Origin of the sequence: Paenibacillus luteus (genome assembly GCF_006542765.1) — a bacterium.
Taxonomy (GTDB): Bacteria; Bacillota; Bacilli; order Paenibacillales; family Paenibacillaceae; genus Pristimantibacillus; species Pristimantibacillus luteus.
Genome location: NZ_SKCD01000009.1, coordinates 1 through 14,818, shown reverse-complemented (window position 1 = coordinate 14,818; position 14,818 = coordinate 1). Strand labels below are relative to the sequence as shown.

Genomic DNA, 14,818 nt, shown 5'->3' with positions numbered 1-14,818 from the left:
CCAAGCAAGCCGACAGGTGCAGCGGCGACGGCTGGAAATGGTCAAGTAGAGGTTCGTTTTACTGAGCCAGCATCTAACGGAAGAATAATCAGCGGCTATACCGTTACGGCGTGGACTGGCGGCGCAGCGATCAAGACGGCGACGGGAACGTCCAGCCCAATAACGGTAACGGGACTAGAGAATGGAACGGCTTACACCTTTACGGTGGTTGCGACCAATGCCATTGGAGAATCGCTGGTATCTGATCCGACGGAAGAGGCAACGCCGGCCACTGTACCAAGCAAGGTAACGGGTGCAGCAGCGACGGCTGGAGACAGCCAAGCGGAAGTTCGTTTTACTGAGCCAGCATCCAACGGAAGAGCAATTAGCGGCTATACGGTTACGGCATGGACAGGCGGTGCAGCAGCTAAGACGGTGACAGGAACGTCCAGCCCAATTACGGTAACGGGACTAGAGAATGGAACAGCGTACACCTTTACGGTGGTTGCGATCAATGAAATTGGAAATTCGCCGGCATCCGACCCGACGGAAGAGGTAACGCCGGCCACTGTGCCAGGAAAGGTAGCGGGTGCGACGGCGACGGCTGGAGACAGCCAAGCGGAAGTTCGTTTTACTGAGCCAGCATCTAACGGAAGAGCAATTAGCGGCTATACCGTTACGGCATGGACTGGAGGCGCAGCAGTTAAGACGGCGCCAGGAACGTCCAGCCCAATAACGGTAACGGGACTTACGAATGGAACAGTGTACACCTTTACGGTGGTTGCGACCAATGCAATTGGAGATTCGCTGGCATCCGAGCCGACGAATGGAGTAACGCCGAAAGCAACGGAAACGCCGGGAAATCCAGACCCGGGCGAAGAGACGCCAGCCACTGTACCGGACAAGCCATTAAACGTACAGGCGACGGCGGGCAATGGTGAGGCGGCAGTACAATTCACTGCTCCATCAAGCAACGGAAGTAATATCAGCTTATACACGATTACGGCATGGACAGGTGGCTTAGCGGTCAAGACCGCGACGGGAACATCAAGCCCAATCACGGTAACAGGGCTGGAGAATGGGACGGTCTACACCTTTACGGTGGTTGCGACCAATGCAATTGGAGATTCGCTGGCATCCGAGCCGACTAATGGAGTAACGCCGAAAGCAACGGAAACGCCAGGAAATCCAGACCCGGGCGAAGAGACGCCAGCCACTGTACCGGACAAGACATTAAACGTACAGGCGACAGCGGGCAATGGTGAGGCGGCAGTACAATTCACTGCTCCATCAAGCAACGGAAGTAATATCAGCTTATACACGATTACGGCATGGACTGGTGGCTTAGCGGTCAAGACCGCGACGGGAACATCAAGCCCAATCACGGTAACAGGGCTGGAGAATGGCACGGTCTACACCTTTACGGTAGTTGCAACCAATGCAATCGGCGATTCGCTGGCATCCGAGCCGACGAATGGAGTAACACCGAGAGCAACAGAAACGCCGGGAAATCCAGACCCGGGCGAAGAGACGCCAGCCACTGTACCGGACAAGCCATTAAACGTACAGGCGACAGCAGGCAATGGTGAAGTAACCGTACAATTCACTGCTCCATCAAGCAACGGAAGCGATATCAGCCTATACACGGTCACGGCATGGATCGGGGACACAGCGGTTAAGACAGCGACTGGTATTTCCAATCCGATTAGGGTAACCGGCCTCTCCAACGGAACAACGTATACGTTTACGGTAGTTGCAAGCAACGGCTTAGGCAATTCACTGCCGTCGGACCCTTCATCGGCAGTTGCGCCAGCTGGCGGAGGTTCTACGTCTCCTTCAGTGCCAGTATCACCGCCGGTAACGCTGCCAACAACGGCTGAAACGGTTATTCAGGCAAATGAAGCTGGTGAAGTCAAGCTGAATGAGGAGATTTGGGTCGTTGTTTCGAAGGAAACATCCAATCGGGCGATTCAAATTAAAGTAGAGAAGCTTTCGAATAGCGCAAATTTGGTCGAGAACGGTCAAAAGCTTGCAAGCCCTATTTTTGAGCTGTTAAAAAACTTTACGGAAAACTTTACAAAACCGATTACGCTTCGATTTGCATTTGATCAAAAGATTTTACAAGACGAAAGTCAAACGGCATCCGTGTTTTATTATGACGAGACGGCTAAACGCTGGATAGAAGTCGGCGGTGTCGTGAATAACGGAATCATATCGGTACAAGTAGATCATTTCACAAAGTTTGCCGTGTTCGCAGTGAATAAGCCTGATCCTAAGCCGGCAGTTCAATTCACGGATATTGCCGGACACTGGGCAGAGTCTGCAATTAAACAAGCTGTAGAACAGGCCTTGATATCAGGATACCCAGAAGGCACCTTTAAGCCAAATAAAACGATTACCCGTGCGGAATTTATCGTTATTTTGGCTAAGGCACTGAACTGGCAGAACGAGGGCTCCGATCTTTCGTTCTATGATAAGGATGCTATTGGCTCATGGGCTCGGAAGGCCGTGGCGCAAGCGGTTGAAGCAAAGGTAATTTCAGGATACAACGACGGTAGTTTCCGGCCGAATGCGGAAATTACACGCGCCGAAATTGCAGTTATTATTAGCAGGGCGTTTGGATTCGCGTGGACAGGGGTGGCAGCGGAGGGCGGTTTTGCCGATGCAGATGCTATTCCTGCCTGGTCTAGGGAAGCCGTAGCGGCTGCGCGGGAGAAAGGTATCGTAACGGGACGCAGTGGCAATCTGTTTGCCCCTAACGATAAGGCGACCCGAGCAGAAGCAGTAGTCATTTTACTGAAGGCACTTAGCAGCCTCTAAAGAATAACGGATCGCTCCATTTGTGGAGCGGTCCGTTTTTTTGAGGAGAAAGAAGTGATGGGCATATTCATGTTCGCCTTGGAGCGGAATTAGAGACTGAATTTTTGGTGTAGAAGTTTCCCCGTCAATGAACGTATAATGGGAGCATCAAACAGGAAAAAACAGGGAGGCATTATAGGGGGAGCACGTAATGAATAGGGTCTGATACAATTGGCTGAGGAGGAATGATCAATGAGTAACACAAAACTAGAGGTGTATCCATTATCGGATATCGATTTTTTGAAGGTTCATGGCCGTACAACGGGAAATCTTTCTCCCTTAACGCTATTTTGGACGGGGAGTGCAATTGAGTTTAATGTTAAAGGCTCTGAACTATGGATTGAAGTTGAGGTGGGTTATGAACATTATGAGCCTTGGATAAGCGTTTTGATTAATGAGGTTCCTGTAAGCAGACAAATGCTAATAGCCGGAAGGTACTGGGTGTGCTTATTTAGAGGGATGAATGAAAACGCTTTAAAAAATGTGAGAGTGGTAAAAGACCTGCAGGCGATGAACGCAGATCCGGGCTGTTCGCTGCAGATCCACGCCGTGAAGAGCGACGGTGAATTTTTGCCAGTGAAGGACAAGCCCTATAAGCTGGAGTTCATCGGAGACAGCATTACCTCGGGTGAAGGTGCTATAGGTGCGAAGGCAGAAGAAGACTGGATTCCAATGTGGTTCAGTGCAATGCACAATTACAGTACGATAACAGCGGAGATTTTGAACGCAGAGCATCGCATTATTTCTCAAAGCGGCTGGGGCGTGCTGACAAGCTGGGATAACAATCCGCGTTCCAATATTCCTGATTATTATGAGCACGTTTGCGGTCTTCTTACCGGGGATAAAAATACAGCTCTAGGTGCATTTGAAGAAAATAACTTTGCCGCCTGGCAGCCGGATGTTGTGGTCATCAATCTCGGAACAAATGATGGGGGTGCTTTCCATACGCCCGAATGGCGGGATGAGTCCACGGGAGAAACGCATAAACAGCGGCTAAATGAGGATGGCAGCTACAGGGAAGAGGACATCGAAGTCTTTGAACGGGCTGCGGAGTCCTTCCTTATTAAACTTAGAAAATATAATGCTCATGCACATCTCGTATGGGCTTATGGAATGCTAGGTATACCGATGATGCCAGCAATCTGCCGCGCGGTGGATGCATACGTGAAGAAAATGGGTGATCGGAAGGTATCGGTATTCCAACTTCCAACGATCACAGATGAGACCGTAGGTGCAAGAAATCACCCAGGTGTATTAGCCCATCAGGATGCTGCAAAAGCGTTAGCGGGATATATCAAGGGAATTTTGCCGAAAAGGTAGCTGGAACCGTGAATTATCGAAAAAGCGCAGACGCTATTGATTTGGACGTAACCAGGTTGGGATACCATGAACAAGAGCGCGAGCAGGACTGACTTATGGATCGATTGAAACACAGCGGATTTTACAAACTTAAATTTTTCATTACGCCATAAGAATTTAAAGAGGTGCTCCAGCTTTTGGAGCAGAAGCAAGCACGATTTCACCGGATGAATAACGATCAGACCGAGCATGATCAAGCTCAGGTATGTGAAGCCTATCAAACATATTATCAATATTTTACCAAACAAGAAAAACCGAATTATTATCCTTTATTTGTATATTCCATTCCTTTATCCATTAATAATAAAATTCCAGTTTTTTGTGCGAAACGAAAGTATCCGTTTTCCGGATCAGAGGCAATGGGCAGAAGACGAATGGCCTTACATCATGCTTTCACTTCCAAAGGGCGTGCAAATAGACGCAGAGGATGAGAAAGGGAAGTATTATATTTATGAGGATCTTCGCGAGCTTTTTTGATCATAAGGGAAGAAATGATAGGGTCCACCTAAGATTGACAATGCAAATCGTTCGTTATACAATACAACAAAATTCATACGCAAACGGCTAGGTTGAGAAAACTGAGAAAACCCTTATCCGTAATCATGTGCTCCCAAGAGGGGCGCGTGTTTACTGTGGAAAGGGTTTTTTGTTTTCTTATTTTTTTTATTCCAAGGGAGGAAACGAAGTGAAAGGATTTATTTTTGATTTGGACGGCACGCTTTATTTAGGAGAATCGATGATTGACGGAGCGGCGGAGGCAGTTCAAGCTTTGCGGGATCGTGGCGATCGCGTCGTCTTTCTGACCAACAAGCCGATCGCAACCCGATTGTCCTACGCGGAGAAGCTGACGAAGATGGGCATACCCGCAACCCTTGAGGATGTGCTCAACTCCTCGCAGATTGTGGCTAAATATTTGCAAAAGCATATGAAGCCTTCGGATCGGATCTATGTCATTGGCGAGGATCCGATACACGAGGAATTAAGGGAACATGGCGTTCCGTATACGATGGAAATTAACGATTTGGATTATGTTATTTTATCCTGGGACCGCCAATTTACTTATGATAAGCTAAATTACTTGTATCAAGCGTACATGAGTGGCGCTAAAGTGATTGCTTCAAATCCAGATATGACATGTCCTACGGATTTCGGTCAAATACCCGATACTGGCGCAATTATTGCAGCTTTAGAAGCGATTACAGGTAAGCCGATTGATTTTGTCGCGGGAAAACCGTCATTAATCGCGGCTGAAGCAGCAGCGGAGCAGCTAGGCTTGCCGGTAGAAAGCTGCTACATGGTGGGCGATCGTCTGGATACCGATATCAAAATGGGAAATGATGCCGGCATGAACTCTGTCCTTGTGCTTACCGGTGTAACGACCGCAGAGATGGCAGAGCAGTCGGCCACGGTACCGAAGCATATTATCCATACGATTAAGGAAGTCGTGCAGATATAAAAAAATGCCGACTTCATGTACAATGTTATCACTTAGGGAAGGGGAGAGACGAATGGCTCGAATTGTTGATATTGTCGATCATCAGGTTATAGCGGCAGTGGAAAGAGAAGAAGATTTGAATGACGCAATAAACAGCCAATGTGACGTTGTTTTTTTGCTGCATGGCTCTATTTTTAACGTGAAGCAATTGGTCGATCGTATAAAAGCAGCAGGCAAGCATGTATTTTTGCATATCGATTTTATTGAAGGCATTGCGCAGGACAGAAGTGGAGTCGCTTACATGGCGCAATATATTAAACCAACGGGCATTATTTCTACGAAGAACAACTTAATCCGTATGGCCAAGGATATGGAATTGATGACGATACAGCGCTTGTTCCTCATCGACCGTAACGCCATCATCAGAGGCATAAAGTCAGTCGAGAGCAGTAAACCGGACGCCATTGAAGTGATGCCGGGCATTATGCCGCGAATTATTAAGGAGATAACCCATATGACGGAGCTGCCTATTATTGCGGGTGGGCTGGTCAGTGAGCAAGATGAGATTGACGAAGCGTTAAAAGCAGGAGCCTTGGCTGTATCGCTCGGTACTTCCGGGCTATGGTCATAGCCAACTCTTGAATAAGCTTAAGGAGCATACGAAATTGAACAGCATATGGACGATCAACGAAATAGATCTGACCATACGGGTGTTGACCGCGGCCGCTTTGGGCGGCTTGGTGGGATTCGAGCGAGAATGGAGCAACCATGCGGCAGGCCTGCGCACCCATATATTGGTCTGTATTGGTTCAGCAGCGATTATGCTATTGTCTATTTACGGATTTAATCAATTTGTAAATGAGTCGAATGTAAGAATGGACCCTGCCCGGCTCGCAGCGCAAGTCATTAGCGGGATTGGTTTTTTGGGGGCGGGGGCGATTATGCGGGATGGCTCCAAGGTATCGGGCTTAACCACAGCTGCTTCCATTTGGGTGGTTGCTGCGATTGGCCTATGTGTAGGAGCGGGGTTTTTATTTGCCGCTGTTTTAACGACAGTAATCGTGCTTATTAGTTTATTTGCTTTAAATAAATTAGAAAATCAGATGATGCGCCATCGAAGGCACCGGCAATTAATTATAGGGGTGATCGATAAACCTGGCATGATCGGCAATGTTTTCACACAGCTTGGCGAGCAGGGCATTCAAGTTACGAAGATGAGCTTGCATAATAAGTACGAAGATCAGCCCGTTACGGAAATGAAGCTAAGCGTGAAAGTGAAAAGCCATATTCGATTAAATCAGTCCATCGAGCTGATTAACAATATGGAGCATGTGGTATCCATAGAAATAAACCTGTTGTAACAAAAGAGGTGTAAGCGTATGAAGCTGAAATTTCCGGTAAAAGGCGTTAAGCCTGTGACGTTTCAAAATAAATTAATGCTCTCTTATATTATGATTATTATGGTCCCCGTATTATCAGCCCTGCTGATTTACGGGGTTAATTTGTACAATCAGACCAAGGGGTATTATGAGGATTTATTGCAGCAGCTAAATAACCGGACGAATGTCAATATGAATGATTTTATTTCCAATCTATCGTTGAATTCCTTCTTTTATTTGACCGACCCCGCGCTGAAAAATATTATTACGAAAAATTATCCGTTAGAGAGCAAAGAGCATGTCGAGAACCTAGCTTATGTCCAAAGGTCGCTCGATCAATTGGTCTTAATGAACCGAAATATTGCCGCAATCTCCGTCCTCGCGCCTAACGGGCGGATTTATAGCTCGAATAATGCTTTTGAGCCTGATATGCAGCCGGTTGTGAATTCAATGGATAAACAAGGGCTGGAAAATGGCGATTTGGTTGTTTCTTCTCCATACGAAGGAACTAAGCGGGGAAATAAGGCTAAAACGATCTCGATTGTAAGATATTTAACGGACCTGAATTTGGGTGAGGGTTCGGTTAGTTACGTGAAGATCGACATTCCGTTTTCGGCGCTGGAAAATATATTGGGCGGGGTTACGAATTCCAATAGCGAGCTGGGAACGATTGTGATCTTGGACGGGAAAGTGATTTATCTCTCCAGTGAACCTTCCGAATCCTACGATTCGGTGGAGATGCAAGAGGTGGCTGCGGCTTTTGAGAATGGGGCCGTTTCGGGCAAACAATCGCTCAAGCTCGGCAGCGAGCAAGAGTCTTATCTGTTTAGCACAGTTGAAAACGGTTACACGAAATGGAAGGTCGTCCATTACCTTCCTGCAAGGCTCATCGATCAAACCTTCTTAACGAATACGAGAAACTATATCGCGGTAAGCATCATGTCGCTTATTGCCGCGGGCTTGCTTGCTTTCTTTTTCTCCAAACGGTTTATCAACCCGATCAATAAGCTCAATATTGCCATGAAGCTCGTGGATTCCGGCTTTCTGGAACAGGTTCCGATAAATGAGACCAAAACGGACGAGTTAGGCCGGTTGGTCATGAGCTATAACCATATGATTCATCGCCTGAAGGAGAGCAGGGAGCATGAGATTATATCCGGTCAGCTGCAGAAGCGTGCGGAGATGAATATGCTTCAAGCGCAAATCAATCCTCATTTTTTGTATAATACGTTAAATGTGATCCACTCTGTGGCGGAGTTGAATCGGGTGGGGGATATTTCGATTATGGCTCGAAGCCTGTCCTCCATGTATCGGTACAACATTAAGTCAGGTGACGAGATGGCCATTCAGCACGAAATGGAGCAGATCAACCATTATGTAACGATCCAGCAAATTCGCTTCTTTGGCAAATTTCAAGTGAACTATGAGATTGAAGAGGAGCTGTATCCTTATAAAATATTAAAATTTCTGATCCAGCCGATTGTTGAGAACGCCTTCTACCATGGGCTAGAGCCCAAAGGGGGCAAAGGCGTCTTATCCATATCGATTCGCAAAAGCGGACATTTGATCCTTATTCGGGTCCAAGATGATGGCGTGGGGATTGCGGAGGAGAAGCTGACGCTGATCAATGACATTTTTGATAAACCTTTTGAAGCTGCGAGCTTGGATGATAAGAACAACTTTGGTTTGCGGAATGTACATGCGAGAATCAAAAACTTTTATGGCGAGGATTATTGGATAAAAGCCTATTCCAAGCCTGATGAGGGCACCTGTATAGAGATGGGGATACCTGTAGTAAAGGAGATGAGTGCGAATGAGAATACTCGTAGTTGATGATGAGTATTTTGCCAAAAAGGCGATTGTGCAAATGATACAAGATTGGGATCCCGAAGTGATCGTGGAGGAAGCGGACAATGGCAAAGAGGCGATGGAGTTATTTGCGATCCACCCGCCTGATGTTGTGTTCTCGGATATCCGGATGCCGCTCATGGATGGAATCGAATTGGCTGCTTATATCAAGGAGCATCACCCGGGTACGATCAATGTCATTATTAGCGGATATGATGATTTCAAATACGCGCAGCAGGCGATACAAAATAAGGTTGAGCATTACTTGTTAAAACCAGCAGGCAAAGAACAATTATGGCCGATATTGGAGCAGTGCAAAGAGAAGGAAACGATGTCCAATGAGAGAAAAATGGAGGAGAGCGTAGCTGCTGCCATCTACGAAGGCGCGGCTTTGCCGTTCCCGCCTACGCACGGCAGTGAGCAGGTGCCGAGTTATATCATTGCGGTATTGCGCACAGATTCTTCCTGCAAAGACCAATTGAATCAGACGGTGAAGCAAGCCGAATGGCGCCATGTGATGATTGGAGATAGGCGTCATGCCGATACAACGGTTGTTCTGACGTGGAAGCCCGATGAAATGACTTCGTCCGAATGGCTTAGACAGCTTCGCCATCGCTTTGAACAGGTGATTCATGCTTTTGCCGCAGAGGCTCAGCAGATCATATCCATTGGAATGAGCGGTGTCCATTCACAGTGGGACGAGCTTGCTGCCGCCTACAAAGAGGCGAAAATCGCTGTATTGTACAAGCTGATTTCTGGCGATAACCTGCTCCACACGCAGGATAACACGAGAGCGCATCACCCCCATGACTATAACCTAATCGATGATTGGGTTATTTCCTTGCGCCAGAAAATAGTCAGGCATCAGAATGCGGAAGCTGTGGACATCTTGCGCCAGTACTTAAAGAATGCCGCGGAGCAGCAGCCATCGGTCATTGCCCTTCAGGATATGTGCGCTAAGGTGACCGCCATGCTGAATTCCCTGATTGAGCAGCTTGAGGCTTCTGAAGAGGACAATATTGCTTACTTAGAGCAAATGGACCTTCATGAATATTCATCCATCGATGAAATTGTCGATGCATTCGCGGTCATGATATCCGCCATCGGAGTGAGGATGAGCAGTCCAAGCAAGGATTCGACGAGCATGGTCGAGGATATTAAAAATTATGTGAGGCATAACTACAAGCAAGATATTATTCTTGAGGATTTAGCCAAAACAGTCTATTTTACGGACCCTGCCTATTTAAGCCGGATCTTTAAGAAAAAAACGGATATGCGATTCTCGCAATTTCTGCTTTCCGTAAGGATGAACAACGCAAAGGCCATGCTGAATAGCGGCTCCGACCTTATGATTTCGGAGATTGCCAGCGCTGTTGGCTTTAACGACTACTCTTACTTTATCCAAATGTACAAAAAGTTCTTCGGTGAGACGCCAGGGAAAACGAAAGCGAGCAGATAGACATTTTTCTCACATTGAAGTGGTCAGTTATCTCCTATTTCGCTGATGCCCGCACCGATATAATTAGGCTATATCAAGCAGCGAAAGGGGTAAGTCATAGACATGAAATTACTTAAAAAATGGGGTTCCGTCGGCATACTTTCAACTTTAATGATTGTAACCGCTTGCTCTAGCGGAAATACACCAAATAACGCTCCGAATGGAAGCGCTTCGCCAGCGAACGGCGAAAAGGTTAAAATTGAGTATTTCCAAATGAAATCGGAAATGGTCGATGTCGTTAACTCGCTAATTAAGGATTTTGAAGCTGCAAATCCGAATATTACGGTTGAACAAAACAATGTGCCAAACCCGGAGAATGTTTGGACGATGCGTGTTTCAACGGACGACGCTCCATCCGTATTTACGCATTACCCGCACAACCCCGTGTTCCAGCAAATGACGAAGGAAGGCCGCGTTGTTGACTTGACGGGCGGATCTCTTCTTGCGAACGTATCACAAGGGATTGTTGATCTCAGCAAAATCAACGGCAAAAACTACGTGGTTCCCGTGGCTGTAGCGACGCTTGGCGTATACTACAACATCGATATGTTTAACGAACTGAACTTGGAAATTCCACAAACCTATGATGAGCTGATTCAGACAGCCGAGAAAATCAAAGCAGCCGGCAAAACGCCATTCTACTTCAATGATAAGGATGCGAATCCGATCCGTCAGGAAGTTGTATCCAGAATGGGCTTGCAGCTGACAGACATTGAGGCGTTCCTGGATAGCGTAATGAAAGGCGAGGCACATATTACGGATAATGCCGAACTTAAACCATTTGCGCAAAAGCTTTACGATCTTCGCCAATATGGCCAACAAGATGCTCTTGGAACGGGTTATGACGATGCACTTCGTGAATTTGCCAATGGCAAATCAGCGATGTGGTACACAGGCATTTGGGCTGTTCCAACGATTAAAGAGTCGAACCCTAACCTAAACTTCGCTATGTTCCCGATGCCGGCGGACAAAGCGGAAGATACCAAAGTGCAAGTATCGGTAGATACGGCGCTAGGCCTCCCTGCCAATGGCAAAAACCAAGCGAGTGCGGAGAAGTTTATTGAATTCATGACATCCAAAGAATCCGTTCAGAAATACGTAGATGTTGGCGGTTATCCTTCAGCGATTACGGGTGTTGAAAACAATAACAAACAAATTACAAGTCTAAGCGATCTGATTAACGCGGATAAAGTATATCCAACGATTGAACGCTCATGGCCATCCGGCGTAAATGGCGATGTAGGTAAAGCAACGCAGGAAATGTTCGCAACCGGTGATATTGACAGCTATTTGAAAGCATTGGACAAAATATTTTTCAATAAGTTTAACCAATAAGAGCGGCCCCCGAGGCATTCAGCTGTGAAGCCGAGGGGGTTTTTCTATTCTTTTGAATGAGAAGGTGGAGATGGACCATGGATTATGCCAATAAAACAGGAGGTTCTGCTCAAAAGAAGAAATCATTCGCCGGCAATAAAGCCGCGCTTATTTTCTTCCTGCTGACGGTGCCTACGCTGTTGTTATATATTGTTTTCTTTCTTCTGCCGCTAGGGATGGGCGCTTATTACAGTATGACGGATTGGGATGGCTTTTCGCTGAGCTACCGTTTCGTCGGTTTCAAAAACTATATCGATATTTTGCAGGATAACCGTTTTCTGCATTCGGTTCGGTTTACTTTTTTATACGCAACTATCGTTGTTGTATTGAAGCTGTTCATCGCTTTAGTATTGGCGATATTTCTAAGCGGAAAGCTGAAGCTGCGCGGTTTTTTTCGTTCCGTTTATTTCTTTCCAGCAGTTTTGAGCATGATTACGGTAGGCCTAATTTTTAATCAAATTTTTTATTCGGTATTCCCGTCGATTGGACAAGCATTGGGTATAGATTGGCTGTCTAGAAACATCCTTGGCAACAAATCGACGGCTATTTACGGCATTGCTCTTACGAATATTTGGCACGGCATTGCAACGCCAATGGTTATTTTTATTGCTGGTTTGGCAAGCGTTCCTAAAGATTTGAAGGAAGCATCTCTGATCGATGGCGCAACACCGTTGCAGCGATTTTTCTCCGTGACGATCCCTTTCCTCATTCCTATGCTAACTGTTAACTTGGTCATGGCGATCAAAGGTACGCTTACGGTATTCGATTATATTGTAGCGATGACGGATGGCGGACCTGCATTTGCGACGGAATCGATGGGTTTCTTGATTTATAAGCACGGTATGGCGGAAATGAAGTTTGGTTACGGGACCGCTGAAGCGATTTATGTGTTCGTGATGATTGCGATTATCTCATTCATTCAAATTAAAATTTTAAATCGGAAGGAGGCAGGACAGCTATGAGGAGTAATAAGCTCGTCCAAATTGGCAGCTATACCTTTTTATTCATAGGCATGCTATTTGTTCTTGCCCCTCTGTATCTTACGTTAACCATTGCGATGAAAACGCCGCAAGAGACGGCAGAAAGCTTTTTCGCATTGCCTACTCGCTTGTATTTTGGTAACTTTATTGAAGTCATTAATAAAGCTAACTTCTACACCTTTGTAACCAACTCGGTGTACGTGACAGCTATTTCAATTTTGCTCATGCTGCTGCTCATTCCGATGGTTTCTTATGCGATTTCACGAAATTTGAATAAGCGGTATTATAAGTTGCTGTACTTATTAGTCTTGTCCGGTATATTTGTTCCGTTTCAGGCGATTATGCTTCCTATATATCGGCATATGAGCAACCTGAAAATGTTAAATCAAACCGGCTTGATCATTATGTATGTGACGCTGTCCTTCGCCCAAGGGATCTTCTTATGCGTAGGTTTTCTGAAAAACGTTCCTCTTGAGCTGGATGAAGCGTCGAACATCGATGGAAGCGGCGTATGGCGCACATTCATTAGCATTATCTATCCGTTGATGATGCCGATCATTGCAACTGTTCTCATTTTGAACTCCCTGTGGATCTGGAATGACTTCCAGTTGCCGCTCATTATTCTTAATCGCCATCCCGATTTCTGGACGCTGCCGCTTTTCATTTATAATTTCAAAAGCGAATATGCATCCAATTACAACCTAGCGTTTGCCGGCTTCTTTATTTCCATGCTGCCTATTATAATTCTTTATGGTTTTACGCAGAAGCATATTATTGGAGGACTTACCGAAGGAGCGATAAAATAATGGCCATAACGAACGGTACCCAAGTAGACCGCGTGCAGGTTGTAGCCCATCGCGGAACGGCTGGGTATGCGCCAGAGAATACGATGGCGGCATTCGAGCGTGCCATTCAAATGAATGCGGACTACCTGGAGCTCGATATTCAGCTAAGCAAGGACAATGAGCTGGTCGTTATCCATGATAGTACGGTGGACCGGACGACAAACGGCTCAGCCGCTGTGAAGGACCTCACCTTGGAGGAGCTTCGCGGTTTGGATGCTGGTTCTTGGTTCCTTGAGGAGTTCAAGGGGCAGCCAATTCCTACACTGGGCGAAGTGTTGGCGCTATGTAGAGGTAGAATTGGCGTTCTTATTGAAACGAAATGGCCTTATCTGTACCCTGGCCTTGAGCAAAAGCTTGCCGATGAGCTTGCAGCCTATCAAATGCATCTGCCGGCGGAGCGGGTCATTGTTCAGTCCTTTGATCAGGATTCTGTAAAACGATTCCGTGCTATTATGCCAGAGGTTCCTGTTGGTGTATTGGTAGAGAATGCTGCCTTATTGGCTGAAGATAAGCTGATGGAGTTGGCTAATTACGCAGCATACGTTAATCCCGCGCTCGAGCTGGTGACGGCTGAAGCCGTTGCTCATATTCATTCTCTTGGCATGAAAATATTTCCTTGGACGGTCCGTTCGCGCAGCGTGGTTCCCTCCATTCTTGCCCTTGGCGTCGATGGCGTTATTACCGATTATCCCGATTATCTCTCGCAAGATTAAAGTTTTATTTTGGAAAAACCCCTCAGGGTACACAGTGATTAAACTGTTCATTCTATTCATGAACTGATCACTGCCTCCCAGAGGGTTTTTTTGTTCTCGAAAAAGGCAAAGAGAGACTTTCGTTTGCTATCTATATAAGCTAAAGTTTCTCGTTTTGGTCGCTGCGCGAGTAGATCATTCTATGGGGTCGCGGTTGCAGCCAGATTCTTAGCTTGACTAAGTCAAGCTAAGAACCTGGCTACTAAGACGAACACTTCGTTTCTCCAGTACGATCCTCTCGCTTTGCTTATCCTTCATTTTTTTCGTTCAACTTATCTATTTCTCCAAAACCCAGCCATATCCGGTTCATTTGGAGCCGCTAAGCTAGATTAGATCTATTTTTTAGACCTATTTCAGCTTGCTACGACAAGTTAGATCTAAAAATGGTCCTCTGTCAAGAAAGTAGACACTCAATAAGAGTATTTAGTTAATCTTGTTGTAGTACATTTCCTCAAATCGATCCGGCGATTCGTAACCCAAAGAACCATGGATTCTCTTTCGATTGTAAAA

12 protein-coding genes are annotated in these 14,818 nt (G+C 46.2%); all 12 read left to right on the top strand.

Features of this window, described 5'->3' with window-relative positions:
* Window positions 1-2,799, top strand: a 2,799-nt coding sequence (locus tag E0496_RS06570) for a fibronectin type III domain-containing protein (RefSeq protein WP_175598020.1), incomplete at its 5' end; no start/stop codon positions are given.
* A gap of 231 nt (window positions 2,800-3,030) precedes the next feature.
* Window positions 3,031-4,158, top strand: coding sequence for an SGNH/GDSL hydrolase family protein (locus tag E0496_RS06565; protein WP_141500835.1), 1,128 nt, complete (start codon window positions 3,031-3,033; stop codon window positions 4,156-4,158).
* A 206-nt stretch (window positions 4,159-4,364) separates the two neighbouring features.
* Complete coding sequence (locus E0496_RS06560; RefSeq protein ID WP_206669720.1) at window positions 4,365-4,628, top strand: hypothetical protein; 264 nt, start codon at window positions 4,365-4,367, stop codon at window positions 4,626-4,628.
* A gap of 254 nt (window positions 4,629-4,882) precedes the next feature.
* A complete protein-coding gene (locus tag E0496_RS06555; protein WP_141500834.1) occupies window positions 4,883-5,653 on the top strand; it encodes an HAD-IIA family hydrolase in 771 nt (256 codons plus the stop codon).
* Window positions 5,654-5,705: 52 nt separating this feature from the next.
* Complete coding sequence (locus E0496_RS06550) at window positions 5,706-6,263, top strand: glycerol-3-phosphate responsive antiterminator (RefSeq protein ID WP_141500833.1); 558 nt, start codon at window positions 5,706-5,708, stop codon at window positions 6,261-6,263.
* 34 nt (window positions 6,264-6,297) lie between these two features.
* Complete coding sequence (locus tag E0496_RS06545) at window positions 6,298-6,993, top strand: MgtC/SapB family protein (protein WP_141500832.1); 696 nt, start codon at window positions 6,298-6,300, stop codon at window positions 6,991-6,993.
* Between the two features lie 18 nt (window positions 6,994-7,011).
* Window positions 7,012-8,844: a cache domain-containing sensor histidine kinase gene (locus E0496_RS06540; protein ID WP_141500831.1), complete on the top strand. Its 1,833-nt coding sequence runs from the start codon at window positions 7,012-7,014 to the stop codon at window positions 8,842-8,844.
* Window positions 8,825-10,318 (top strand): response regulator, encoded by a 1,494-nt coding sequence (locus E0496_RS06535; protein WP_141500830.1) that lies wholly within the window; start codon window positions 8,825-8,827, stop codon window positions 10,316-10,318. The genes E0496_RS06540 and E0496_RS06535 overlap by 20 nt, the downstream gene beginning before the upstream one ends.
* Window positions 10,319-10,420: 102 nt before the next feature.
* A complete protein-coding gene (locus tag E0496_RS06530; RefSeq protein WP_141500829.1) occupies window positions 10,421-11,692 on the top strand; it encodes an ABC transporter substrate-binding protein in 1,272 nt (423 codons plus the stop codon).
* Between the two features lie 77 nt (window positions 11,693-11,769).
* On the top strand, window positions 11,770-12,693 hold the full coding sequence (locus E0496_RS06525; protein WP_141500828.1) for a carbohydrate ABC transporter permease: 924 nt from the start codon (window positions 11,770-11,772) through the stop codon (window positions 12,691-12,693).
* Window positions 12,690-13,517, top strand: a complete 828-nt coding sequence (locus E0496_RS06520; protein ID WP_141500827.1) for a carbohydrate ABC transporter permease — start codon at window positions 12,690-12,692, stop codon at window positions 13,515-13,517. Before E0496_RS06525 ends, E0496_RS06520 begins: the two co-directional genes overlap by 4 nt.
* Window positions 13,517-14,269: a glycerophosphodiester phosphodiesterase gene (locus tag E0496_RS06515; RefSeq protein ID WP_141500826.1), complete on the top strand. Its 753-nt coding sequence runs from the start codon at window positions 13,517-13,519 to the stop codon at window positions 14,267-14,269. Before E0496_RS06520 ends, E0496_RS06515 begins: the two co-directional genes overlap by 1 nt.
* Window positions 14,270-14,818: the final 549 nt, after the last annotated feature.